Annotated in this window: 23 protein-coding genes; 8 read left to right on the forward strand and 15 right to left on the reverse strand. The window is 63.2% G+C overall.

Annotated elements, in window-relative coordinates; genetic code table 11:
- Positions 1 to 741 carry a sugar phosphate isomerase/epimerase family protein gene (locus ANI01nite_RS07560; protein WP_141357372.1) on the reverse strand — a complete coding sequence of 247 codons (741 nt, stop codon included), beginning with the start codon at positions 739 to 741 and terminating at the stop codon, positions 1 to 3.
- Between the two features lie 158 nt (positions 742 to 899).
- Here ANI01nite_RS07560 and ANI01nite_RS07565 point away from each other — a divergent pair, with 158 nt between their 5' ends.
- Both ANI01nite_RS07565 and hutU read left to right on the forward strand, forming a co-directional pair.
- A complete protein-coding gene (locus ANI01nite_RS07565) occupies positions 900 to 2,105 on the forward strand; it encodes an ROK family transcriptional regulator (RefSeq protein ID WP_073707846.1) in 1,206 nt (401 codons plus the stop codon).
- 139 nt (positions 2,106 to 2,244) lie between these two features.
- Positions 2,245 to 3,921, forward strand: coding sequence for a urocanate hydratase (hutU, locus tag ANI01nite_RS07570; protein ID WP_038990917.1), 1,677 nt, complete (start codon positions 2,245 to 2,247; stop codon positions 3,919 to 3,921).
- Positions 3,922 to 4,003: 82 nt separating this feature from the next.
- On the opposite strand, the gene ANI01nite_RS07575 is transcribed toward hutU, so the two are convergent.
- Positions 4,004 to 4,513: a Dps family protein gene (locus ANI01nite_RS07575; RefSeq protein WP_038990915.1), complete on the reverse strand. Its 510-nt coding sequence runs from the start codon at positions 4,511 to 4,513 to the stop codon at positions 4,004 to 4,006.
- A gap of 1,040 nt (positions 4,514 to 5,553) precedes the next feature.
- Here ANI01nite_RS07575 and ANI01nite_RS07580 point away from each other — a divergent pair.
- The 3 genes from ANI01nite_RS07580 to panD all read left to right on the forward strand — a co-directional run bounded on the left by ANI01nite_RS07580 (position 5,554) and on the right by panD (position 8,359).
- Positions 5,554 to 6,105 carry a DUF3060 domain-containing protein gene (locus ANI01nite_RS07580; RefSeq protein ID WP_141357137.1) on the forward strand — a complete coding sequence of 184 codons (552 nt, stop codon included), beginning with the start codon at positions 5,554 to 5,556 and terminating at the stop codon, positions 6,103 to 6,105.
- Between the two features lie 179 nt (positions 6,106 to 6,284).
- On the forward strand, positions 6,285 to 7,826 hold the full coding sequence (hutH, locus tag ANI01nite_RS07585; RefSeq protein WP_141357139.1) for a histidine ammonia-lyase: 1,542 nt from the start codon (positions 6,285 to 6,287) through the stop codon (positions 7,824 to 7,826).
- Between the two features lie 110 nt (positions 7,827 to 7,936).
- Positions 7,937 to 8,359, forward strand: a complete 423-nt coding sequence (panD, locus tag ANI01nite_RS07590) for an aspartate 1-decarboxylase (RefSeq protein ID WP_141357141.1) — start codon at positions 7,937 to 7,939, stop codon at positions 8,357 to 8,359.
- A 7-nt stretch (positions 8,360 to 8,366) separates the two neighbouring features.
- Here panD and ANI01nite_RS07595 read toward each other — a convergent pair whose 3' ends face one another.
- The gene (locus ANI01nite_RS07595) at positions 8,367 to 10,820 is read right to left on the reverse strand and encodes an excinuclease ABC subunit UvrA (protein ID WP_141357143.1); all 2,454 of its coding nucleotides are present in this window, start codon (positions 10,818 to 10,820) and stop codon (positions 8,367 to 8,369) included.
- Between the two features lie 53 nt (positions 10,821 to 10,873).
- Positions 10,874 to 11,239 carry a hypothetical protein gene (locus ANI01nite_RS07600; protein ID WP_141357145.1) on the reverse strand — a complete coding sequence of 122 codons (366 nt, stop codon included), beginning with the start codon at positions 11,237 to 11,239 and terminating at the stop codon, positions 10,874 to 10,876.
- A gap of 168 nt (positions 11,240 to 11,407) precedes the next feature.
- Between ANI01nite_RS07600 and ANI01nite_RS07605 the strand changes: the two genes are divergently transcribed.
- Positions 11,408 to 11,893, forward strand: coding sequence for a DUF6328 family protein (locus ANI01nite_RS07605; RefSeq protein WP_038990906.1), 486 nt, complete (start codon positions 11,408 to 11,410; stop codon positions 11,891 to 11,893).
- On the opposite strand, the gene ANI01nite_RS07610 is transcribed toward ANI01nite_RS07605, so the two are convergent.
- The 7 genes from ANI01nite_RS07610 to ANI01nite_RS07640 form a co-directional block, all read right to left on the reverse strand.
- The gene (locus ANI01nite_RS07610; RefSeq protein WP_141357147.1) at positions 11,882 to 12,706 is read right to left on the reverse strand and encodes an oxygenase MpaB family protein; all 825 of its coding nucleotides are present in this window, start codon (positions 12,704 to 12,706) and stop codon (positions 11,882 to 11,884) included. The two genes, ANI01nite_RS07605 and ANI01nite_RS07610, sit on opposite strands and share 12 nt — an antisense overlap.
- 78 nt (positions 12,707 to 12,784) lie before the next feature.
- Positions 12,785 to 13,168, reverse strand: a complete 384-nt coding sequence (gene rbsD, locus ANI01nite_RS07615) for a D-ribose pyranase (protein WP_141357149.1) — start codon at positions 13,166 to 13,168, stop codon at positions 12,785 to 12,787.
- A gap of 36 nt (positions 13,169 to 13,204) precedes the next feature.
- Positions 13,205 to 14,128, reverse strand: coding sequence for a ribokinase (locus tag ANI01nite_RS07620; RefSeq protein ID WP_141357151.1), 924 nt, complete (start codon positions 14,126 to 14,128; stop codon positions 13,205 to 13,207).
- Positions 14,129 to 14,203: 75 nt separating this feature from the next.
- Positions 14,204 to 15,139 carry a substrate-binding domain-containing protein gene (locus ANI01nite_RS07625; RefSeq protein WP_141357153.1) on the reverse strand — a complete coding sequence of 312 codons (936 nt, stop codon included), beginning with the start codon at positions 15,137 to 15,139 and terminating at the stop codon, positions 14,204 to 14,206.
- A gap of 51 nt (positions 15,140 to 15,190) precedes the next feature.
- On the reverse strand, positions 15,191 to 16,159 hold the full coding sequence (locus ANI01nite_RS07630; RefSeq protein ID WP_038990903.1) for an ABC transporter permease: 969 nt from the start codon (positions 16,157 to 16,159) through the stop codon (positions 15,191 to 15,193).
- Positions 16,159 to 17,673, reverse strand: coding sequence for a sugar ABC transporter ATP-binding protein (locus ANI01nite_RS07635; protein WP_141357155.1), 1,515 nt, complete (start codon positions 17,671 to 17,673; stop codon positions 16,159 to 16,161). Before ANI01nite_RS07635 ends, ANI01nite_RS07630 begins: the two co-directional genes overlap by 1 nt.
- A gap of 21 nt (positions 17,674 to 17,694) precedes the next feature.
- Entirely contained in the window at positions 17,695 to 18,729 is a 1,035-nt protein-coding gene (locus ANI01nite_RS07640) for a LacI family DNA-binding transcriptional regulator (RefSeq protein ID WP_141357157.1), read from the reverse strand.
- A 238-nt stretch (positions 18,730 to 18,967) separates the two neighbouring features.
- Between ANI01nite_RS07640 and ANI01nite_RS07645 the strand changes: the two genes are divergently transcribed.
- Both ANI01nite_RS07645 and ANI01nite_RS07650 read left to right on the forward strand, forming a co-directional pair.
- Complete coding sequence (locus ANI01nite_RS07645) at positions 18,968 to 19,648, forward strand: metal-dependent transcriptional regulator (protein ID WP_038990933.1); 681 nt, start codon at positions 18,968 to 18,970, stop codon at positions 19,646 to 19,648.
- A gap of 193 nt (positions 19,649 to 19,841) precedes the next feature.
- On the forward strand, positions 19,842 to 20,804 hold the full coding sequence (locus tag ANI01nite_RS07650; RefSeq protein ID WP_141357159.1) for an HNH endonuclease family protein: 963 nt from the start codon (positions 19,842 to 19,844) through the stop codon (positions 20,802 to 20,804).
- A gap of 141 nt (positions 20,805 to 20,945) precedes the next feature.
- Here the strand turns inward: ANI01nite_RS07650 and ANI01nite_RS07655 are convergent, their stop codons facing one another.
- The 4 genes from ANI01nite_RS07655 to ANI01nite_RS07670 all read right to left on the reverse strand — a co-directional run bounded on the left by ANI01nite_RS07655 (position 20,946) and on the right by ANI01nite_RS07670 (position 24,623).
- On the reverse strand, positions 20,946 to 21,794 hold the full coding sequence (locus ANI01nite_RS07655) for an SGNH/GDSL hydrolase family protein (RefSeq protein ID WP_084083700.1): 849 nt from the start codon (positions 21,792 to 21,794) through the stop codon (positions 20,946 to 20,948).
- A gap of 248 nt (positions 21,795 to 22,042) precedes the next feature.
- Positions 22,043 to 22,918: a metal ABC transporter permease gene (locus ANI01nite_RS07660; protein WP_038990899.1), complete on the reverse strand. Its 876-nt coding sequence runs from the start codon at positions 22,916 to 22,918 to the stop codon at positions 22,043 to 22,045.
- Positions 22,915 to 23,670, reverse strand: coding sequence for a metal ABC transporter ATP-binding protein (locus ANI01nite_RS07665; RefSeq protein ID WP_066141569.1), 756 nt, complete (start codon positions 23,668 to 23,670; stop codon positions 22,915 to 22,917). The genes ANI01nite_RS07660 and ANI01nite_RS07665 overlap by 4 nt, the downstream gene beginning before the upstream one ends.
- On the reverse strand, positions 23,667 to 24,623 hold the full coding sequence (locus ANI01nite_RS07670; RefSeq protein ID WP_052253693.1) for a metal ABC transporter substrate-binding protein: 957 nt from the start codon (positions 24,621 to 24,623) through the stop codon (positions 23,667 to 23,669). Before ANI01nite_RS07670 ends, ANI01nite_RS07665 begins: the two co-directional genes overlap by 4 nt.
- Between the last annotated feature and the right edge of the window lie 109 nt (positions 24,624 to 24,732).

Raw genomic sequence — 24,732 nt, forward strand, 5'->3', positions numbered from 1 at the left:
CTAGTTCCTTTCGGTTACCAGGTAGTCTCGGCTTTGGGTCACGGCCTGGAAGATATCACCGGCGAAGTCATCGAGTTCCACCACATGCAGCAGGCCGCTGGTGGCACCGATGATCTGGTCGATCGGCATGGAGCCACTCCCGACTGCGACCTGTTCCTTGTGATTCTTCGACTTCGGCCCGTCCTTGATATGCAGGGCCACGACGCGGGGAGCGAGTGATTCAAGCAGCTGGAGCACATCGGCGCCGCCCACGGCAGCCCAGTAGGTGTCCACTTCCAGCGCGACGTCCGGGTCCAGCAGGCTGGCGAGGTATTCCAGTGCTGTTGCGCCATTGATCTTGCTGGAGATTTCCCAGTCGTGGTTGTGGTACCCGACCTTGATGCCGTATTCGCCACCCAGCCTGGCGGCTGCGTTGAGCTTGTCCGCGATGGCGCGAATGGATTTGGCATCCTGCCACTGCTCGGCCGGGATGAACGGATCGATAACGGTGGTGATGCCGAGTTTTCCTGCGGCCACGAAGACCTCGTCGTAGTCCGAAGAGAGCAATGGCGCGTGGGCAGTGGGTGCGCTGAGCTGATTCTCGGTCAGCGCCTGGGCATACTCGTCGGAGCGAGCCACGAAGTTGTAGGGCTCAACCTGCGTGTAGCCGATGCCGGCTACCCGTTGAAGGGTCGCTTTAAGGTCATCTGCGATGTGCTCGCGCAGCGTGTACAGCTGGATTGATAGGTCGTGGGCAGGCAAAGGCGTCTCCTGGATGAAGTGGTGGGTGCGATCCGGATGATCATGACGTGCGTCACACACTGAGACTAGTTTTACTTATGTCGATAGTCAATAGAAGTATGTCGACATTCTTTTAAAGTGTTTCTCTGTCTCGTCCACTGCTGTGTTTTACTGGGTTCATGGCCAATCCTTCGAGCCCCCAAAGCCTGCAGTTCGCCCGTGGCGCCAGTGGTGCCGGCGAGGTCCTGCAACTGTTCATGGACGGCGCCCCGCACAGCCGCACCGACCTTGCCGCACTGACCGGCATGGCTCGTTCCACCCTTCAAGAACGTCTGGATGTGCTCATCCACCTCGGCCTGATCGGCGCGATCGCCGATGGCGCCTCCACCGGCGGTCGCCCTCCCCAACGGCTCTCATTACTCCCCGACGCCCGATTGGTGCTGGCCATCGATTTGGGAGCCAGCCACCTGCGCGTTGCGCTTTCCGACCTTGCCTGCACTCCCCTGGTGCAATCCCAGACACCCATTTCCTTCGCCGATGGACCTGAAGAGATCTTGCAAACTGCCATGGATCTGGCCAAGGAATTACTGGTTTCCTTGGACCGCGACCGCGAAGACGTCATTGCCGTCGGCATGGGCGTGCCGGGACCGGTGAATTTCGAGACCGGCCGGCCGGCCAATCCGCCGATCATGCCCGGATGGGACGATTTCGACATCCCTGCCTGGTTCCAGCAGTATCTGGATGCCCTGGTTGTCGTGGATAATGACGTGAACCTGATGGCCATTGGCGAGAAAGATCAGCTGGAGTCCGGCAGCGAGGACTTCATCTTCGTCAAGCTGGCCACCGGCATCGGCTCCGGCATCATCTCCGGAGGACTGCTGCAGCGCGGGGCGCAAGGCACCGCCGGCGATATCGGGCACGTGCGCATTCGCCGCGGCGACGGCATCTTCTGCCACTGCGGCAATGAAGGCTGCCTGGAAGCCCTGGCCTCCGGGCCCATGATTGCCGCCGCGCTGCGCTCAGAAGGCATCGAGGCCAACAGCAACATGGATGTGGTTGGCCTGGTGAATTCGGGGAACATCCAGGCGATCCGCGCGGTACGCCAGGCCGGGCGCGATTTGGGCGAAGTTTTGGCTGCTAGCGTGAGCCTGCTGAACCCATCGCTGATCGTGGTGGGCGGACGGATCTCTGCCGCCGGAGAGCACCTGCTGGCAGGCATCCGCGAAGTGGTTTACCAGCGCGGAGCCCCGCTATCGACCCAGCATCTGCAGATCCGCACATCGCGCAGCTGGGAGGCTGGTGCCCTGCGTGGAGCCAGCATGATCGCCGTCAGCCAGGCGCTGAGTCCGCAGGAAATCGAGCGTAGCGCGCTGGCGCTGATCTGAGCCAGCTAGCAGCTGGACGCACCCGTAAATTCCTATGAATCTGAAATACCGGACAGCTCTGCCGATTCTCCGGTGTCCAACCCATGGCTCATGGCCAATGATGGAATCAGTTAGCTACGTTACATCTTAAGGAATTGCCATGAGCCACGAACCACGTGTCGTCCGCGCCCCGCGCGGCACCGAACTGACCGCCAAATCCTGGGCCACCGAGGCCCCACTGCGCATGCTGATGAACAACTTGGATCCGGAAGTCGCCGAACGACCCGAGGATCTCGTGGTCTACGGCGGAACCGGCAAGGCGGCCCGTTCCTGGGAAGCATTCGACGCCATTGTCGAGACGCTCAAGGACCTGGAAGAGAACGAAACGCTGCTGGTGCAGTCCGGCAAGCCCGTGGGCGTCTTCAAGACCAACAAGTGGGCGCCGCGGGTGCTGATTGCCAACTCCAACCTCGTGGGCGACTGGGCCGACTGGGAGCACTTCCGCAAGCTCGAAGCAGAAGGCCTGATGATGTATGGCCAGATGACCGCCGGCTCCTGGATCTACATTGGCACCCAGGGCATCTTGCAGGGCACCTACGAGACCTTCGCCGCGATCGCCAAGAAGCGCTTCAACGGCACGCTGGCCGGTACCTTGACCCTGACCGGCGGTTGCGGCGGAATGGGCGGCGCCCAGCCGCTTGCGGTAACCCTCAATGGCGGTGCCGTGCTGATTGTCGACGTCGATGAAACCCGCCTGCGCCGCCGTGCATCCAAGCGCTACCTCGACGAAGTCGAGCTGGATCTGGACAAGGCGCTGGAGAAGGTGCTGGCGGCCAAGTCCGAAGGACGTCCGCTGTCCGTTGGCTACGTCGGCAACGCCGCGGAGGTTTTCCCGGCACTGCTCAAGCGCCACGAAGCCGGTGAATTCGCCTTCGACATCGTCACCGACCAGACCAGCGCCCACGATCCGCTGAGCTACCTGCCGGTGGAATTCACTATGGAGCAGTGGCACGCCGAGGCCGAAGCGGATCCGGTGGGCTTCACCAAGAAGTCGCAGGCCGCGATGGCCGCGCATGTCGAGGCCATGGTCGGGTTCCAGGAGGCAGGCGCCGAGGTCTTCGACTACGGCAACTCGATCCGCGACGAGGCTCGCAAGGGCGGCTTCACCCGCGCCTTCGAATTCCCGGGCTTCGTCCCGGCCTACATCCGCCCGCTGTTCTGCGAGGGGCTGGGCCCATTCCGCTGGGTGGCGCTGTCCGGAGATCCGGAAGACATCAAGGTCACCGACCAGGCGCTGAAGGAATTGTTCCCGGAGAACGAGCACCTGCACCGCTGGCTCGATGCCGCCGAGAAGCATGTGGAATTCGAAGGCCTGCCGGCACGAATCTGCTGGCTGGGCTACGGCGAGCGCCACAAGGCGGGCTTGCTGTTCAATCAGCTGGTGGCCGAAGGCAAGGTGTCCGCTCCGATCGTCATCGGCCGCGACCACCTGGATTCGGGTTCGGTAGCATCGCCATACCGCGAAACCGAGGCCATGAAGGACGGCAGCGATGCCGTGGCCGACTGGCCGCTGCTGAACGCGCTGACCGCCACCAGCTCGGGTGCCTCGTGGGTATCGATCCATCATGGCGGCGGCGTCGGCATGGGCCGTTCCATCCACGCCGGCCAGGTTTCCTTGGCTGATGGCAGCGAACTGGCTGCCGCGAAGCTCGAAGCACTGCTCACCAATGATCCGGGCATGGGCGTCATCCGCCACGTGGATGCCGGATACGAACGTGCCGCCGAGGTCGCCGCCGAGCGCGGAGTGCGCATTCCGATGGCAGCGCAGGAGAAGTAGCACCCTTTTAAATCAGCTTGAGGCGCCACCGAGGTGGCGCCTCAAGCTATTGTCATCTAATTGCTGGTCATCACTTCCGGCACTATGGCTTGCGTGTTTCGGCACTGATGAACCATGCCTGCTGTTCCAGATCCGCAATGTACTGGTGCAGGATGTCGGCCGTAGTTGGATCCGCCTCGTCTACCGGATCATGGACCTCGCGCATGACGCCCACGGTTGTCTGCAACGCCTTGACAACCATGTCCACTGCATTAGTCGTCAGGATTTCGGTGTTCACCGGTTGTTCCAACTTGGTGTACTTTGTGACCGTTGCCGCCAGTCCATCGGGAGTGGCATGCAATGCGCGCATCCGCTCGGCGATTTCGTCGGAACCGCGACGTGCGATATCAACGATTTCGTCAAGGTTCTGATGCAGGTCGCGGAAGTTGGGACCGACAACATTCCAGTGGATCTGCTTGCCTACCAACTGCAGATCCAGCAGCTGGACCAGCACGGTCTGCAAGGAATCGCGCAGCACCTCCGGTGCCACGAAGCCATTCTCTGCGTTCTCGCGATCGGTTTTCTTCGCTGGAGTATTCTTCGAATTAGCCAATGCTTCTCCTTACGTTGTCATGGACGCTTGGGGCAAGACCTTTCTCGGTGTCCCGCTTTTGACACTATCGACTTGGCACCCCGATTCCGAACGAGTGGATCTTTCTTTCGGGCAACGTCCAGCTTTCTCTTCTCTCGTGCCGAGATTCTCCTGCAATCCCAGCGCGAGCCATGCTGCCTGCCATGCGGATTCACGGAATTGGCTGGAGCCAGCTCCTGTCGCAGCACAACTTGGTGGATGTTGACCTGTCTCTGCAAGTTGCATGGGGATTGCATTAACTGCAGGTTGCCAGCTGCTCAGAGCTTCCCGGAAAGCTTGAGCAGGCACCTTCAGGCACCTAGCCCTAGGCACGTCAGGAATCACCGATCCACGGAGGACGACATGTCTGAGCAGGATGCAAACGAGCAGTTCGGGAACTTCGACAACAACGGATCTGAAGGCTACGAGAGCTAGTCCAATTCAGATTTCGATTCAGGAAGCAATGACGGATTTGAAAGACAGCCGTCAGAACAGCAGTCCTTTGGAGGCGGAAACGAATCCGGCCAGGAATCATACGGCGGCGAAAGCCAAGGAGAATCCTACGGTCACGATGAAGAGTTCGACCAAGAATCACTCGGAAAGGACGAGGGCCAGCCTTACGGCAGCGACCCGGGGCAGGAATCTCTAGGCGATAGCCAGTCTGGCCAGGCGTACGGCAACAATGAAAGCCAGTTTGGTTCCCAAGAACAGGAAGAGGGGTTCTAGGGAGCTTGCAGCTTGGCAGACACTCCTGCCACGCGGAATTGTGGCCCATTCTCCAGTTGGGCACTTGTAATCGCTTCATTGCTTGCACCGGGCAAGTGGTGAAGCGATCATTCTTTTTGCGACGCAGAATCGCCAGCAGATCTTCTCGGGTTTGGTCTCGGACCTGCCAATAACCATTAGAGAATATTCGTTCGTTCCTCTGCCACTCCCGTTGGTTATTAATTGCTGTTCGACGCAGAATGGATATAGGCACCGTGTATCCGAATGTGCTGGCCGGTTCGACTGACAGGATGTAAATGTTCTCGAAAATTGCCAATCGCTTCGCTGGCCCGCTGGCGGTTGGATTCCTTGCCGTAGCACTGTCAGGTTGCGTGAGCATTGAATCCTCCAGCGAAGAGACCAAGGCTCCGGAGAATGCTGGTCCCATCGAAGGTACCGTCACCCCGAGCGCCAAGGCCTCGGAAGGCGCGGCGACCGGCACGCCTAATGTTCCGAAATCACCTGCGGACAGCACGTTCCAGTCCGTCTATGATTTCCTCGATGCGCAAGCGACCGAAGTCAGATGCACGGACAGCATGGATATCGCCGACATGGGCCAAATGCTCAAGCTCGTCGGTGATTGCGAAAACGTGACCGTCTCTGGAGACGGAAACATGATCGTCGCTCCGCACATCACGAACCTCGAGCTAAGCGGCAACGGAAATATCGCAGCGGTCAAAAACATCAAGCAGGTAGCTTTTAGCGGCATCGGCAATTCGGCCGCATCCCTCAACGAGAACGCCAGGTTCACTGACAACGGTTCGTCGAACAAGTTCGGCGAGGACGCCTTCGAAGGCATCACCTTCTAGAACCCGGAATTTTCAACGGACCGCGATTGGCATGCCAATTGCGGTCCGTTCCCTTCTGCCTCCGTGGCGCTGTCTGGCATTTCGGACAGATGACCCGATTATCGATGCCGTGCCATCCCGTTCTGCCGAACAATGGGAATTAGAGACCTCATTGCAGCGCAGAGAACGGATTGAACATCATGACTGCTTCCCCACTCGTCACCCTGGACCTTACTGGAGCAACCGCCGATGACGTGATTGCGGTAGCCCGGCACAACGCGCAGATCCGCATCGCGCCACAGGTCTTCGAAGAACTGGCCACGGTTCGCGCCCACATCGATGCCCTCGCCTCGGCCGACACCCCGGTCTATGGCATTTCCACCGGTTTCGGCGCCTTGGCTACCCGCCATATCGCGCCCGAGGACCGCGCGAAGCTGCAGCGTTCGCTGATCCGCTCGCACGCAGCCGGCATGGGAGAACCGGTGGAGCGAGAAGTGGTGCGTGCGCTGATGTTCCTGCGCGCCAAGACCCTGGCCTCCGGCCGCACCGGCGTACGCCCGGTCGTGCTGGAGACCATGGTTGGACTGCTCAACGCCGGCATCACCCCGGTAGTGCGTGAATACGGTTCGCTGGGCTGCTCGGGCGACCTTGCCCCGCTCTCCCACTGTGCCCTGGTGCTGATGGGCGAAGGCGAAGCCACCGACCGCGAGGGCGTGCAGCGCCCCGTGCCGGAACTCCTCGCAGAGGCAGGACTGGAACCTGTGGAACTGGCGGAGAAGGAAGGCCTGGCGCTGGTCAACGGCACGGACGGCATGCTCGGCCAGCTGCTGATGGCGTTGGCGGATCTCGAAGAGCTCGCAGACATTGCCGATGCCACCGCCGCCATGAGCGTCGAAGCCCAGATGGGCACCGACCAGGTCTTCCGCGCCGAACTGCACGAGCCGCTGCGCCCGCACCCGGGACAGGGCCGCAGCGCGGCGAACATGTACAACTTCCTTTCCGGTTCCCCCATTGTCGCCTCGCACTGCGAAGGCGATGGCCGGGTGCAGGATGCCTACTCGCTGCGCTGCTCCCCGCAGGTGACCGGCGCCGTGCGCGACACCATCGCCCACGCACGCCTGGTTGCCACCCGCGAACTGGCGGCGGCCATCGACAACCCAGTCGTGCTGCCTTCGGGCGAGGTCACCTCCAACGGCAACTTCCATGGCGCTCCGGTCGCCTATGTCCTGGACTTCCTGGCCATCGCGGTTGCCGATCTGGGCTCCATCGCCGAACGCCGCACCGACCGCATGCTCGACCCTGCCCGGTCCCGCGACCTGCCGGCTTTCCTGGCTGATGACCCGGGCGTGGACTCGGGCATGATGATCGCCCAGTACACCCAGGCGGGATTGGTTGCCGAGAATAAGCGCTTGGCCGTACCGGCGAGCGTGGATTCCATCCCGTCATCGGCAATGCAGGAGGACCATGTTTCCCTGGGCTGGCATGCGGCCCGCAAATTGCGCACCGCGGTGGGCAACCTGCGCCGCATCCTCGCCATTGAAATGCTGATTGCCGGCCGTGCGCTGGACCTGCGCAAGCCATTGCAGCCGGGGCCGGCCACCGGTGCCGTGCTGGAGCTGCTGCGCACCAAGGTCGCAGGTCCAGGCGAAGATCGTTTCCTCTCTGCCGAGCTGGAAGCGGCCTGCGAATTGCTGGCTACCGGCGAAGTGCATCGCGTGCTGGAACCCCATCTGGCGAAGTAGCTGTTCGGGGGCCACTATGTGGGGTGCCGGACATTGCTGGGGCATCTGCGGGCAAGGGGCGTAAACTTGGATACCGGGAAACCACTTACCTCGCGTGAAAGAATCATCTAATGCAACGCACCATGTTCAAGTCCAAGATCCACCGGGCGACTGTCACCCAGGCTGACCTGCACTACGTAGGCTCGGTCACCGTTGACTCCGAGCTGCTCGAAGCCTCGGATATCCTGCCCGGTGAACTGGTCAGCATCGTCGACATCACCAACGGCGCACGTCTGGAAACCTACACCATTGCCGGCGAGCCTGGCAGCGGGGTTATCGGCATCAACGGCGCGGCCGCGCACCTGGTGCACCCGGGGGATCTGGTCATCCTGATCAGCTACGCGCAGATGGAAGATGCCGAGGCGCGCAGCTACATGCCCAGCGTGGTGCATGTGGATGCCGATAACCGGATCATCCACCTGGGTGATGACCCTGCCGAGGCAGTGGCCGACGGGGTGCAGACCCCGCCGCACGCACTGCTGAACAGCAAGTAATCCAGCTTCACAAGGCCAGCCGGCGCGCAAGATATTGCGCAGTCCGGCTGGCCTTGTTGTGCGCCACCTGCGTCGGGGTCCCCTCGGCAACAATGCGCCCGCCGCCATCTCCGCCGGCAGGTCCCATGTCAATCACCCAGTCGCTGGCGGCCACCACATCCATCTGGTGCTCCACCACGATAACGGTGTTGCCTTGGTCGACGAGCTGCTGCAGCTGCGATACCAGCAGCTGCACGTCGGCAGGGTGCAAACCGGTGGTCGGTTCATCGAGCAGGTAGAGCGTGTGCCCACGGCGCTGCCGCTGCAGCTCAGTGGCCAGCTTGATGCGCTGGGCCTCGCCCCCTGACATTTCGGTAGCTGGCTGGCCTAGCTGCAGGTAGCCGAGGCCGACTTCGCGCAGGGTAGCCAGCGCCCGAGCCGCCGCAGGAATCCCGGAGAGGAATTCCTCGGCTTCGCTCACATCCAGCTCAAGGATCTGGGCAATGTTCTTGCCCCGGTACTCGACCTCAAGGGTCTGCTCGTTGTATCGGGCTCCGTGGCATTCTGGGCATGGCCCATAGGTCCCGGGCAGGAAGAGCAATTCGATTTCCAGATAGCCTTCGCCTTGGCAGGTTTCGCAGCGTCCGCCGGCGACATTGAAGGAGAACCGGCCAGCACTGTAGCCGCGTTCCCTGGACAGCGGCAGTTCGGAAAACGCCTTGCGGACCGCATCGAACAGGCCCGTGTAGGTGGCGACATTGGATCTCGGGGTGCGTCCGATGGGTTTCTGGTCCATCAGCACCACCCGGCTGAGCTGCTGTGCCCCGGTCACCTCGGCGATCACCGCGCGTTCAGTTGCCACCTCAAGCTCTTCCGCTTCGGCCACTGGGCCGCCCGCAGCCTGGGCCAGGGCCCCGCAGACCAGGCTGGACTTTCCGGAGCCGGACACACCGGTGACCGAACAGAAGACTCCCAGCGGGAACGCCGCATCCACTCCCGCAAGGTTGTGCAGTTCCACTCCGCGAAGGCGCACCCATCCACCGGGTTCACGCTGCTCGCGCCGCGGCGCCGGCCCCGGATCTAGGAAACGCCGGGTCACGGATGCTTCGATTTCGGATAGGCCGGCGACTTCTCCGCTGTAGAGCACCTGCCCGCCGTTGCTGCCCGCACCCGGCCCGACGTCGACAATCCACTGCGCACGGCAGACCACATCCATGTTGTGCTCCACCACGAACACCGAGTTGCCTTCGGCCTTGAGCGCATCGAGCACCTCGATCAGCGGCTGCACATCGGCCGGGTGCAGCCCTGCAGATGGCTCATCGAGCACGTAGATGACACCGAACAAGCCTGCGCGCAGCTGGGTGGCAATACGCAAGCGCTGCATCTCCCCCGGCGACAGCGTCGGCGTGCCACGGTCCAGGCTCAGGTAGCCCAGCCCGAGCTCCACCAGCACTTCGACCCTGCCCAGCAGGTCGGCGCTGATGGTGCTCACTACTTCGGCCTGCGCTTCAGTCCCGGCCTCGGCTGCGAAGGGGCGCAAGAGCCCGGCCAGCGAACTGAGCGGCTTGCGGTTGAATTGCGCAATATCCAGGCCGCCAAAGGTGACCTGCAGGGCGTCGGGGCGGAAGCCCGTCCCCGAGCATTCCGGGCAATCCTGCGAATGCATGAACGCCAGCGCTTTGGTGCGCAAGTTTTCGCTTTTAGAGGTTGCGACCGTGTGCCGGACATAGCGTTCGGCGCTCCAGAACCGTCCCTTGTAGGGTTTGGCCACGCGGTCGCGTTCCGGGGTCACTTCCACTACGGGCTGTTCCTCGGTGAACAGCAGCCACTGTCGTGCCTCAGCGGGCAGCTGCTGGAACGGGACGTCGATGTCGTAGCCAAGGTGCGTGGTGATGTCCCGCAAGTTCTTGCCCTGCCAGGCCCCCGGCCAGGCGGCAATGGCCCCGTCCCTGATGCTCAGTGAGGGATCTGGTACCAGCGAGGCCTCGCTGACCGAATGCACCGTCCCCGCACCGTGGCAGTGCGTGCAGGCACCCGCTGCGGTGTTGGTGGAAAAGGCGTCCGAATCCAGGCGTGCTGCCCCGTCGGGGTAGTCGCCGGCGCGCGAGAACAGCATGCGCACCGAGTTGGACAGCGTGGTCAGGGTTCCGACCGTGGACCGCGAACTGGCGGAGCCACGCCGTTGCTGCAGGGCCACGGCCGGTGGAAGTCCGGAGATGAATTCCACCTTGGGCGTGTGCCCCTGGGCGATGAGCCTTCGGGCGTAGGGCGCCACGGACTCCAGGAACCGGCGCTGGGATTCGGCGAAGATCGTGCCGAAGGCCAGGGAGGATTTCCCGGAACCTGAAACCCCGGTGAAGGCGACAATGGCATCGCGCGGGATACGCACCTCGACATTGTCCAGGTTGTTCTCATTGGCGCCCCGCACATGGATGAATCCGTCGTGCTCGGCAGGGGCCCGGGAGGATGCAAAGCTGTTCATCTTCCCCACACTATGCGCACGTGCACGCTCGGCTCAATTCGCCGGCCGCTGGCTCACCCTTCGGCCTGGCAGGCCGCATCCGGGCAGCCTTGCCAGGTTTTCGAGAATAACCCAACGATGTCGATGCTGTGGTCCAGCGGGTAGTACGCATCGACTTTGCCATGGATGCGCGTTGCCGCCTGTTCGACTGCCAAGTGGAAGAACCGGCAGACTTCCGAGTAGTGCCACACCTGGGCAATCAGGTCGACCAGCTGCTCGTGCGTCAGCGGCCTGCTTGGTTCGTATCCGGCTTCACCGAAGGCCCGGTACACGATGCTTTCCGTGAGTTCATGGCCTTTGCCGCAATCGCACCAGGCCAAGCCGCGGCTGGGCATCGACCACACGTCGAAACTGCTTCCAGCGGAGCTCTCGATTTCCATCTTGTCCTCCAATGTTCAAGTCTGGCTGGGCTCCCCAATGTACTGGCCGCGGCCTACAGTTTGGCTCGGTGGATTAATAGCCTCTTGCCCGCAACGGCTTTGCTTGGCATAGTCATTTTGGGTCGGCAAGTTCAGCCAGCCGACGGATTGAGGCCAAGGAGAACAGTTATGACCGGGCGTTCCCACCCCGATACCAGCGATGGCGCACCGCACCGGCAATGGAATGAGCTGCTGCAGGAGATGCGCGTAATGCAAACCGGTGTGCAGATCCTTGCAGCTTTCCTCGTGGTGCTGCCGTTCCAGGCACGATTCGAGATGCTCAGCCGCACCGACGAAATCGTCTACATCATCCTGCTGGTCGCTGCCACCTTGCTGATTCTGCTGCTGATCACGCCCGTGGCAGTGCACCGCTATTTCTTCGGCCAGCGGCTGAAGCAGCAGACGGTCAATCTGGGACATGTCATCGTCAAGATCGTGGGCATTGGCGTGGGACTGCTGGTCTCGGGCTGCGTCTGGTTTGTGCTGCAAGTTCTTTTCGGCTGGCAGATCGGGGCGTGGGTCGGCGGGCCGCTGATCCTGGTGGCCTTGTTCCTGCTCTTGGCGCTGCCACGGATCCTGATCCCGGACCATGCACAGGACAAGTCAGGGACGTGAGTTTCCGCCGGCACGGGCCATTTTCTCGACCCGTCGCAAGACCAGGCGCATCGGGGCATGCCGGATGAACCGCGGCAGAATCCGCGTGGCCACCCTGGCAACAGCGATCACCCGGGCGTTGCGCTTCGCGGCCGTACCGGTGAGGCGATAGCCGAAGTCCTCGCGCACCGAGGCCGGCAGCTGCGCGATGGTCACATCCCGCATCAGCGGCATGCCCATCCGGATCCACCACGGAGCGTTGCGGGCTTCGAAAAGCTCGCGGGCCAGCGCCCGGGTCTGCTCGGTGACGTGCAGCGTGGCGAGGTTCTGCGCAAAGTATTCATCGAATCGGCTCAGGTTCCTGGGCCAGTAATCTCCCGGCATCTGCAAGGCATCGCCGAGCCGCGCGTACTGCGAGTAGAGCTCTTCCTGCTCGTTCTTGCTTTCTTCCAGGATCTGGCCGGCAATGGTCCGTGCCGAATCATAGAGGGTGGCCGCTACCCACAATTGCAGCTTCGGATCCAGCGCTGAATAGGCGGGCATGCCCTTCGAGCGCGTTCCGCGCACGGGCCGATGCGCCGCGTTGACGTAATCGATGATGGTTCGCTGCTGTGGTGCCGTGCCGTTGCTCAGCGCATAGATGTACCCGAGGGTATGGACCAGGCGGCTCAGCGGGTTGGCCGCGAAGCCCGAGTGCTCGGCAATAGCCCGTCCGATCTGCGGGTGGGCCAACTGGAGCAGGATGGCGCGGCCGGCTCCGAGCAGCAGCCCGGCTTCCGGCGCGATCCGGGAAAACAGCTCGCCATTTTCTCCGGACTGGTTCCTGTGCTCCATAATCCCATTCTAGGCAGCCGCTGGGACGCGAAAGCCGGCGCCCGCACTTGCGGCGGGCACCGGCTCACGGCTGGCTGGTCAGAAAGCTACACCGCAGTGCAGGATCACGTTGGCGTACGGGGTCGCCTCGCCGGTGCGCACGATGACCTTGGCCTGGGGCAGCTGTGCCTTGAGCTCTTCATGGGAGATGAACTGGGGATCCAGGCCCTTGGTGCGGCACAGTTCCTGCACGGGGCCATTCTCTGCTTCAGATGCCAAGGTGCTGTTCTCGATCACCAGGTTTCGGGCCAGGACATCGAGCACCTGCTCGAAGCTGAGCACCCCCTGGACCAGGGCCAGGTCGATGACCTGCGGGCCGTGCGGAAGCGGCAGTCCGCAGTCAGCGATCACCACGGTGTCAGTGTGCCCGCAGGTGGCCAAGGCGGCCAGCAACGGAGCGTTGAGAATTTCGGATTTCAGCACAGAGGCTTCCTTAAGGTCTTGCTCGAATAAGGGGGCTTAGAGGTTCTGCAGGGAACGCGGGTAGGAAGCCTGGGCTCCGTGGGCCTGCACCGTCAGGGCCGCGAACTTGCCGGCGAATTCCGCTGCCTGCGCCAAGTCGTCCCCATTGGCCAGGCGGGCGGCCAGCGCACCGGTGAACGCGTCGCCGGCACCGGTGGTGTCCACGGCCTTGACCTTTACCGCGGGCAGCGCGCGAACCTGCGCTCCGCCGTTTTCCAAGGGGGCGCGGTCGGCGACCAGGCAGCCGTTGGCGCCGAGGGTGATCACCACGCTGTCGATGCCTTCGTCCACCAGCAACCCGGCGAGGCGCTCATACTTGCCCGCGAATTCCAGGTTCAGCTGCGGGTTCAGCTGCTGCAGCACTGCCTCTGCCTCATGCTCGTTGACCACCAGCGGGTTGGCCTTGAGCAGGTACTCGCGGTCCAATTCGATCACCGGCGCCAGGTTGAGCACGATGCGGTCGGTGGCGGCATCCATGGCTGCCTTGATGCCCGAGGCAGGGATTTCCCCCTGCAGCACCAGGATGCCCTCGATGCTCCCGGCGGCCTGCACTGCCTCACCGGTGACCGTCGAGTTGGCTCCGGAGACCACGGCGATGGAGTTCTCCGCAGCGGAGTCCACCTGGATGATGGCGACGCCGGTCGGCTCGCTGGCGCGGGTGACGCGATCCAGCTTGACGCCGGCTTCCTCAAGCTGTCCCAAAGCGATGCCGGCGTGCGAGTCGTTGCCGACCGCGCCGATGAATTCGGTGATGGCGCCGGCCAGGGCCGCGGCCAGTGCCTGGTTGGCACCCTTGCCGCCGGGCGAGAGCTGGTAGGAATCTGCCAGCACGGTTTCGCCCGGGCCGGGCAGGCGGGCCATCAACGCGGTGATGTCCACGTTGCTTGAGCCCACAATGGTGACCTGGATGTGCTGCTGCATGGTTATTCCCCTGGTTCTCGTTGCCCGGCGGCCGATGGGTGCCGGTGTCCTGCTTGATGCCTGCTATTGAGCAGATTACTCGCCTGCGTACTCGGCGATGTTCTTCTCGTCGACGGTATCAACGGCAACCTGCACGTTGGCTTCGACTTCCTCGCCCTTGATGGCCTTGGCCAGGATCTGCACCGACTGCTTGCCCAGCTCGGCAGGGTTCTGCGCGATGGTGGCAACCAGGGTGCCGTCCTCGACGGCCTTGAAGCCATCTTCGGTGCCGTCGAAGCCGACCACCTTGACGTCCTTGCCGGCCTTGTCGCCCAGCGCCTGGATGGCGCCCAAAGCCATTTCGTCGTTCATCGCCAGGATGCCGGTGGCATCCGGGTTGGCCTGCATCAGGTTAGTGACCACGTCCAATGCCTCGGCACGGTCGAAGTTGGCGGTCTGCGAGGAGACGACCTCGATGTCCTTGTACTCGGCCAGGCCCTTGTCGAACCCTTCGCCGCGCTCGTTGGTTGCCGAAGCGCCGGGAACGCCTTCGAGCACGATGATCTTGCCCTTGCCGTCCAGCGACTCGGCCAGCGCCTTGGCTGCCTGCTCGCCGCCGGCCACGTTGTCCGACGCCACGAAGGAAGCGATCTTGGTGTCGCCTACGGCGCGGTCCACGGCAACGATTGGCAGGCCGGCCTCGACAACCGGGGCCAGGCCGGCTTCGGCGGTTTCGGTGTCCACGGCGTTGATGATCAGGCCGGCGGAACCGTTGGTTGCGGCGGTGGCCAGCTGGTTGGCCTGGGTTGCGGAGTCGTTCTGCGCGTCGACCACCGACAGGTCGATGCCCTGGGCTTCGGCCTCGGCTTCGGCGCCATCGCGCAGGTCGACGAAGAACGGGTTGTTCAGGGTGGACACTGCCAAGGTGGCCGAGCCGGCTTCGGCTTCGGTGCCGCGGTTGCAGGCGGCGGTGCCCAGCACCAGGGCCAGGCCGACGGTGACGGCTGCGGTCTTGCGCACGATGTTCTTCATGGGGGTTCTCCTTTGAACTGCTGTTGGATTATTGGGTTCGGGGTGGAAAATCTAGTGCTTGACGTTCTTGCGGCGCAGCACGTCGAAGCCGACGGCGATCGCGATCACGGCGCCAATGACTACCTGCTGCCAGAACGCGGAGACCGAGAGCAGGTTCAGGCCGTTGCGGATCACTGCCAGCACCAGCGCACCGATCAGCGTGCCGGAGATGCGGCCGACGCCGCCGGAGAGCGAGGCGCCGCCAATCACCACTGCGGCGATGGCATCCAGCTCGTAGCCGGAGGCCAAGGTCGGCTGGGCCGAGTCCAGGCGTCCGGCCAGGATCATGCCCGACAGCGCGGCGAACACGCCGGAAATCACGAATACGGTGACCAGCACGCGCTTGACCGGGATGCCGGAGAGCCGCGCGGCTTCGGTGTTGCCGCCGACTGCGAAGGCGTTCTTGCCGATGACGGTGCGGTTGAGCACGAAGGCTGCCAGCAGGCCGGAGACCACGAGGATCACGATCGGCATCGGGATCGGCCCGAGGTCATCGCCCAACCAGGATACCGAGGAGCTGGTGGAGATCGGACGGCCGTCGGAGATCACCAGGGTCAGCCCGCGCACCACGGTGAGCATCGCCAGCGAGGCGATGAAGGTGGGCAGCTTGCCGTAGGCGCTCATCGCGCCGGTGACCCAGCCGCACAGCGCGCCCACGGCCAGGCCGATCGGGATGGACAGCCCGTCGGGCAGCCCGGCGGTGGTGATCGCGTAGGAGGAGCCCATCGCCGAGAGCGCGGCCACAGAGCCGACGGACAGGTCGATGCCGGCAGCGACGATCACGAAGGTCATGCCGAAGGCCATCACCGCGATGGTGGAGACCTGGATGCCGATGTTCAGCAGGTTCGGCCCGGTCAAGAAGCGCGGGGTGGCGATGAACAGGGCCAGGCACAGGATGACCAGGCCCACCAAGGCTCCGTTATTGGCAAGGAATGCCTTGAAGTCGAACCCCTTCTTCGGGGCTGTAGCTACGCTGCTCATTACTTGGTTCCCATTTCTTCTTCGCGGTGCACATTGCTGACGGCCAGGGACATGATGGCGTCCTGGGTGGCTTCTTCGGTAGCCAGTTCCCCGGCGATGCGTCCCTGGCTCATCACCAGGACGCGGTCGGACATGCCCAGCACTTCGGGCAGTTCGCTGGAGGCCATCAAGACGCAGCCTCCGGAGGCGGTGATCTCATTGATCAGTTCATAGATTTCGACCTTCGCGCCCACGTCCACGCCGCGGGTCGGCTCGTCGAGCAGCAGCACCTTGGCTCCTGCGGTGAACCAGCGGCCGAAGACCGCCTTCTGCTGGTTGCCGCCCGAGAGCGAGCGGATGGGCGCATCGATGCTGCCCATGCGGATGCGCAGGCGTTCGGCGACCTGCTGCGCGCGGGCTTTCTGGCCCTTGCGGTCGACCAGGCCGCTCTTAGCGGTGGAAGCCATCGTGGCGTAGCCGATGTTCTCGGCCACCGAGGCATCCAGCACCAGGCCCTGGGTCTTGCGGTCCTCGGGCACATGGCCGATGCCGGCGCGGGTGGCTGCCGCGACGTCGAAGCTGGCCAGCTTCTTGCCGTTCACCGCCACGCTGCCGCTGGAGTACTTGTCCGCTCCGGCGATCGCGCGGATCAGCTCGGTGCGCCCGGCACCCATCAGGCCGGCCAGGGCCACTACTTCGCCGGGGCGGACCTCCAGCGAGATGTCCTTGAGCATGCCGTCGGACAGGTTCTTCACGCTCAGCAGCGGCTGCTCTCCCGGCTCGGTGGCCACGCGCGGGAACTGGGCGTCGATGTCGCGGCCGACCATGAGCCTGACCAGTTCGTTCTCCTCGGTGTCGGCCGGGACGGTGGCGATGAACTTGCCATCGCGCAAAACGTTCACGAAGTCGCCGATTTCGGCGATCTCATCGAGGTGGTGGCTGATGAACACCATGCCGACTCCCTGCGCCTTCAACGTGTTGACCACCGAGAACAGGTGCGCAATTTCAGATTTGGTCAAGGCCGCGGTGGGCTCGTCGAGGATCAGCACGCGGGCGTCCAGGCTCAGGGCCTTGGCGATTTCCACCAGCTGCTGCTGGGCCAGGCCCAGCTCGCCCACCGGCGTATCCACATCCAGCTTCAGCCCGAGCTTGTCCATCGCGTCGCGGGCGATCTGGCGCATGGCGCGGCGGTTGATGATGCCGAACTTGCGCGGCACGCGGCCCAGGGTGATGTTCTCGGCAATGGTCATCGACGGCACCAGGTTCAGTTCCTGGTGGATGGTAGCGATGCCCAGGGCTTCGGAGGCCTTGGTGTTGGGGATCTTCACGGCCTTGCCGTCCATCAGGATCCGGCCGGCATCCGGCTCGTGCACGCCGGCGATCATCTTGATCAGCGTGGACTTGCCTGCGCCGTTCTCGCCGAGCAGCACGGAGACCTTGCCCGCGTGCACCTCGACGGTGACCTCGTCGATCACCTGTACCGGGCCGAAGGACTTGCAGACCTTGTCCAGGACCAGCAGAGCGTCATTACCCATTCTCGTTCCTTCCATCATCACCTATGCGCCGGTGGCTGCTTGCGTTGGGGCCAGCGACTCACGCGCGGTGAATCGGCTGATGAATTCTTGCGGCTCCGGGCTCTTGCCGGCCATCACTTCCTGCAGCGCAGTGACCGCGGCGCGGCCCATGCTGGTCAGGTCGTGGCTGATCGTGGAAATCGGCGGATCGTGCATGAGCATCGCATCCACCTCGTCGAAGGAGATCACCGAGAGCTGCTTTCCGATCCGGATGCCGGCTTCGCGCCACACGGTCAGCGCGCCAATGGCCATCGGCGCATCAGCGATGACCACCGCGGTGGGCTGCAGTTCATGCTCCAGCAGCCAGCGGGCGCCGCCCGCACCGGAGGCGGCACGGAAGTCGCCGGCAAAATGCAGGGCGGGATTGATGCTCAGGCCGTTGGCCGCCATCGCCGAATCGAAGGCACTGTGGCGTTCGCGGGCGGTGGAGGCGTGGTCCGGGCCGCCGAGGAAGGCGATGCTGGTGTGGCCCAGGAGCTTGAGCTGCGCGATGGCTTCTTCCAGGGCACCGGTGCTGGAGGCGGTGATCGAGGGGATGCGCTGCTCTGGAAGGGTCCGGTCCACGAAGACCAGCGGGGTTCCCGAGGCGATGATGCGCTGCATCATCGGGCTGGGCCGGTCGGCATCTTCGTCGAGGCCCTGGGGCACAACAATCAGCCCGTCGACGCGGCGCGAGAGCATCGCTGCGAGAAATTGGTCCTGCTGCTCGGTGTCTTCGTTGGCGTTGCCGATGAAGGTCATCATTCCCGCGGCGTGCGCCTGCTGCTCGACAGCGTGGGCAAGATCGGAGAAGTAGGGGTTGCGCACATCGGAGATCAGCAGCGCGATGGTGTCGGTTTTGGTGGAGCGCAGGGAGCGGGCCTGGGCGTTGGGAACGAATCCCAGTTCCTTGGCGACGGCTGCCACCTTTTCCCGGGAAGCGGCCGAAGTGGCGGGGTGGCCTGAGAGAACGCGCGAGGCAGTAGCGGAGGAAACTCCGGCTGCAAGCGCCACATCTTTGATGGTGACAGCGTTCATGGCATAAGCCCCTTTGCTTATTGTGTAATCGATTCCATGGAATCGATTACACAGTTTTCCGCACAAAGAAAATTAAGTCAATACACTGCGCTTGCCTATCAATAATCCCTACCCAGCGACTATATTTTTTCGGGCTGGTGACTAGTTGCTTTAAGTTGCCTCGGGAGTTCAAGGCCAAACGTCCCATAACCAAAGTCACGTCGAGCCAGCAGGCGCAGCGGTCGCTAAGATGGTTCTTGTGTCGGTCAACCAGCTTTCAGATAGCGCGCAGAATTACCTCAAGATCATTTTCGGCCTCACCGAGTGGTCCAGTGATCCGGTCACCGCGAGCATCATTGCCAGCAAATCGGGAATGAAGCTCTCCACGGTGTCCGGCGCCTTGAGCAAATTGCGCCAGCAGGGCCTGCTCGACCATGCGCCCTATGGAGCCGTGACGCTCACCAAGCTGGGACGCGAGTATGCGCTGACCATGGTCCGCCGCCACCGCCTGATCGAAACATTCCTGGTGCAAATGCTTGGCTACCGCTGGGACCAGGTGCACGACGAGGCCGAGAGCCTGGAACATGCCGTATCCGACTTCATGATCGAACGCATCGACAGCCTGCTGGAGCATCCCACCCGCGATCCGCATGGCGACCCCATCCCGACCGCCGAAGGCCGCATTTCCATTCCCCAGGCTTTCAACTTGGGCGAAGCCGTCGATGACGCCCGGGTGGAGGTCGAGCGCATTGCCGATGATGATTCGCAGCTGCTGCAGCATTTCTCCGATCACCGGATCGTTGTCGGCGCGCAGCTGCAGGTAACGCCCGGCGAGCAGTTCTCCGAGACGGTGAATGTCCAGGTCTGCGCGACTGGGGAAACCTTGCGCTTGGGATCGCGTGCGGCTGCCGCGGTGTGGGTCTCGCGTTCCTCCGAATAGCCTTTCCGCTCCATGCCCTCGGCTCATTGAACTGGCGGCGTCGTCACCTTTCAACGCCAACAGATAATTTGTCCGTTTCATGGATTACAGTGTTGACTAGCCCGGGATACTGCAATGTACAAGTTTTACATGGGGGTGCATTGCGGCATCCTTGGCCATCCATTACTTCGCGTTTCATTTGAAAGACTCCGCCTTGCCTAAAAAACTTTTCGCTGCGCTCTGCGCTGCAATATTGGTGCTTGCTGGATGCAGCGCACCGGCAGATCCTTCTGCACTTCAGATCAATCAGCTCGCACAGGTCGACAACCTGTTGGCAACAGACCAGCCGTTGCAGGTGGAACGGGTTGCCACCAGCAGCAAGAAGGTCAAGCCCGGGGCGAAGCTCAATGGTCCCAAAGCCACCGCAATGCTGGCGACCTTGCCGGTGAAGGGCAAGGCAGCAGCCACCGGATACAACCGGAACAAAAAATTCGGCAATGGCTGGAAGGACTTCGACAAGGACAAGTGCGACGAGCGCCAGGACACCTTGTCCCGGGACATGTCCAAGGTGAAGTTCAAGGACCGCAAGAAGTGCACCGTAGCTTCGGGCACGTTGCATGACAGCTACACCGGCAAGAAGATCAATTGGAAGGTCAAGTCAGGCAGCGTCGACATCGACCATGTGGTTTCCCTGAAGAACGCGTGGATTTCCGGCGGCCAGAAACTGTCGCAGGCCCAGCGCCAGGCCCTGGCCAATGACCCGCTGAACTTGATGGCGTCCAGCGCCTCGGCCAATCGCCAGAAGGGCGACAAGAACACCGCCGAGTGGCTCCCGAAGAACAAGTCCTTCCGGTGCCAGTACGTGGCAACCCAGATCAGCGTCAAGAAGAAGTACGCGCTGTCGGTGACCAAGGCGGAAAAGAATGCGATGGCCAAGGTGCTGAAGACGTGCCGCAACCAGAAGGCCGCAAAGGTCACCCCGATCAAGCCCGCCGGGTCCAAGCCCAAGGCCTCGCCGAAGAAGGACGTGAAGAAGGCTCCTTCCGTGGTCAAAGGCACCGTGCATCCTGGCGCCTACTGCAAGAAGGCGGATCAGGGAAAGCGCGGCAAGTCCAAGGCCGGCAAGTACTACACCTGCAAAACTGACGCCAAGGGCAAACTGCGCTGGAGGGTTTAGCTACCGCCTGCCGGTTCTCTCCCAGCCTGCTGACTCAGCAGCACGCGTGCAGGCCCCACGAGTGGATTCACGTCCACGCGTGGGGCCTGCTGCAGGTCTACTACTCCCGGGCCGCCAGCACCTGGCGCCGCTGCGCTCCGCTCAGCCGGCCAGTTCCCCGAGGTCGATGCGGTGCGCCAGTGCCGGGAAATATCCCTGGCTGTATCCGGTGCCGGTCGGGTGGAGGTTGAAGGGGTCGACCGGGTTGGCCGGATTGAAGTAGATCCACGACTCGCTCGCCCCGAACCCATGGTTATTGAATGGCCCGAGCACCGGAACGAATTTGGCACTGGTGCCGCGGGTGGCCGCGCGAATCTCCCGGTTCAGCTCATCGCCCAGGCGGTTCAGCGTCCGCGCATGCGTGGCACTGATCAACGGCTGGTCGCCGGTGGACGAGGTGAACAGGCGTGGATATCCGGCTACCAGGATGGTTGCCGGGCTCAGCAAGTCGATTCGTTCCAGGGTCCGGTGGACCCGTGGCCCGACGGACCCGATAGCCGCCGCCAAGGCGGCTGTCGCCTGGTCGCAGCCGGAGTCACTGCCTTGTGTGCTGCACGCGGCTACTGCTTGCCCCCAAGGCAGGTCGTTGCCGCCCAGGGTCAGCGTCACCAGGTCGGCGGTGGACAGCGGTGCGGCCAGCGCAGCGGCCGCCATCCCCACCTGTTCTGCGGTGAACCCGGCGCAGGCCGCATTGATACTCAGATCCACCCCGGGCAGCGCTGCAATCTGGCTGACGTGGGAGGGGCCGGTGGTTTGCAGGCAGCCGGGCAGCGGCCCGGGCACGATGGCCCCCGATCCGAAGCCTGCCGAATAGGAATCACCAAGGTTCACATAGCTGATGCTCCCTGCCGGGTCCGCCTGAGCGGCGGCCGGTGCCAGGCCGCCCAGGGCGAGGGCCGCGCAGGCGGCGGTGATCACAGCGAAAATGCGAGTTCTTGCCTTGCCAGTCATTGGAAAGTCCCTTGTCACGAACTGTGCGCGAGGGATTGCCCTCGCTTGGCACCCGGTTCCCCGGATGGACGGTCCGGCGGGCGCAAGGCCACCGCACCGTGACTGCCGTTCCCCATGTCGCGGCACCCGGGCTGCCTGTCACACGGACCTGAGCAGCACTGCACGGACGCGCGCCTGGATCCTTCGCGCGTGGCTCTCATCCTACGCCCGTGCCTCCGGGTCGGGAAGGGGTGCTGGCCAGCCGCCGCTCAGCGGCTGGCGGCCAGCGCTTTGCGCCGCCCCTTGCGGGCCAGGCGGGTGGCGATGAGTCCCTGCTTCGGGCTGAAAAGATAGGCGATTGCGAAGATCATTGCCTGGGCCAGCACCACCATTCCACCGGTTGATGCATCGAGGTAATAGCTCACGTAGACGCCCAGGATTCCGGCGCAGGTTGCCAGGACCGGTGCGATCACCAGCATCTTCCCGAAGCGGTCGGTCAGCAGGTAGGCTGTGGCGCCGGGAATGATCAGCATGGCGACGACCAGGATGACGCCGACAGCCTGCAGCGCCACCACTGAGGTCATGGCCAACAGCCCCAAGAGCACGGCACCGATCAGCCGCGGGCTCATTCCCAAGGCATGCGCGTGCGTCTGGTCGAAGGCATAGAGCGTGAAGTCCTTGCGCTTGAGCACCAGGATGGCGAAGGTGATCGCGCCAAGCAGCACTACCTGCCACAGGTCGCTGGCCGAGACACCCAGCAAATTGCCGAAGATGATGTGATTCAGATCCACATGGCTCGGGGTGACCGAGATCAGCACCAGCCCGATGGAGAAGAGCGTGGTGAAGACGATGCCGATGGCCGCATCTTCCTTCAGCTTCGTCGTGTCGCGCACTCCCCCGATCAATGCCACCGCGAGGAATCCGAAGACCAGGGCGCCCAGGGCAAAGGGAGCGCCGGCGATGTAGGCCAGCACTACCCCGGGCAAGACGGCATGCGAGACCGCGTCGCCCATCAGCGACCAGCCGATGAGCACCAGCCAGCAGGACAGCACCGCGCACAGGGCAGCGGCGATGATGGTCACCAGCAGGGCGCGCACCATGAAGGTGTAGCCCAAGGGCTCGGCCAGCAATTCAATGAGGTTCATTTCCCGCCTCGTTTCATGGGATCCAGGCCAAAGGCCAGGGCCAGGTTCTCCGCTTGCAGCACCACGTCCGGATCTCCGTGCATCAGGACCTTGCGCATCAGCAGCACCGCTTCATCGGCCAGTTCCGGCAGCGCATGCAGGTCATGGGTGGAGATCAGCACGCTGCCGCCGTCATCGGCTACCTCTCGCAAGAGCTTGGTGATGGTCGCTTCGCTGCGCTTGTCCACGCCGGCAAAAGGCTCATCGAGCAGCATGATGCTGGCGCCCTGGGCGATGCATCGGGCCACGAATGCGCGTTTCTTCTGGCCTCCGGAGAGCTGGCCGATCTGCCGATCGGCGAAGTTGGCCAGCTCCACCCGTTCGAGGGCCTCGTCCACGGCGGCGTGGTCCTTCTTCTTGGCTCGCCGGGTCCATCCCATCTGCCCGTAGCGTCCGGTCATAACGACCTCGCGCACCGAGATCGGGAAGCTCCAATCCACGGCCTCGCTCTGCGGCACATAGGCCAACTGGCCGCTTTTCCGTGCCTGCAGCGGGTCGGTGCCGTTGATGCGCACGCTGCCGGTGTCTGGCTTGATCTGCCCCATGATGGTCTTGAACAGTGTCGACTTGCCCGAGCCGTTCATCCCGACCAGTCCGCAGACCCGTCCGCGGCCTAGCTGCAATGAGGCGTGGTCCAGGGCCAGCACGGGGCCGTAGTGGACGGTCGCGCCCGTTACGTCGATGGCCAGGGCGGTGCTTTGCTTCGCATTCATGGTGTTTCGCCTTTCAAAGCACGGGCAATGGTTCTGGTGTCATGCGTGATCAGGTCCAGGTAGCTGGGCACCGGACCGCCAGGTTCGGAGAGCGAGTCAACATAGAGAGTTCCGCCGTAGACGGCATCGGTGGATTCCACGACTCGTTGCATGGCCGCATCGGAGACCGTGGATTCGCAGAAGACCGCGGGAACATCGTTGTCCCTGACATAGTCGATGGCCGCGGCGACCTTGCGCGGCGTGGCCTGTGATTCCGCGTTGACCGCCCACAGGTACTTTTCGGCCATGTTGGCATCGCGCGCCAGGTAGCTGAAGGCTCCCTCGCAGGTCACCAGCACACGCTGGCGTTGGGGGATTTCCTCCAGCGCCGCCTCGAGCTCGTCATGCACATCTTGAAGCTTGGCCTGGTAGGCCCTGGCGTTCTCCCGATAGCTGGACGCATTGGCCGGATCCAGTTCGCTGAAGGCCTCAGCGATGCGCTCTACATAGATCTTGACGTTCAGCGGGCTCATCCAGGCATGCGGGTTGGGCTTTCCGGCCCCTTCTTCCTGGACGATATCGATCGGCTCAATCCCCCGGCTGGCGGTTACGTGCGGGGCGTCATTGTCTTCGACGAATTGCTGGAACCAGGCTTCGAGGTTCAAGCCGTTATCGAGGATGAGGTCTGCATGGGAGGCGCGGCGCAAGTCATCCGGTGTCGGCTCGTATCCGTGGATCTCTGCGCCAAGTCGGGTAATTGATTCAACGCGCAAATGCTCGCCCGCGACGTTCTGGGCGATGTCCTGCAAGACCGTGAAGGTTGTCAGCACCACCGGCCGGTCGTCCGGGCTGGCTGCGGGCTCAGTGCTGGGCTTGGACGCGCAACCAGCGAGGGCGAGCAGGCAGGCCAGGACGGCGGCCAGCAGCCCCACACGTTGCCCCGCGCCTGATCGACGTTTCGCCGTTTGCACCATTGCACACCATTCCGATTCTCGCACTGGCGATTAGTTCGCCCCCCTCAATCATAATGTTTGATGGGTCGAACATTGCAAATTCGCGTCGGCAGATTTCGCTGTGGGTGCT

The sequence above is a fragment of the Glutamicibacter nicotianae genome (genome assembly GCF_006539525.1).
In the GTDB taxonomy this organism is placed as follows: Bacteria; Actinomycetota; Actinomycetes; order Actinomycetales; family Micrococcaceae; genus Glutamicibacter; species Glutamicibacter nicotianae.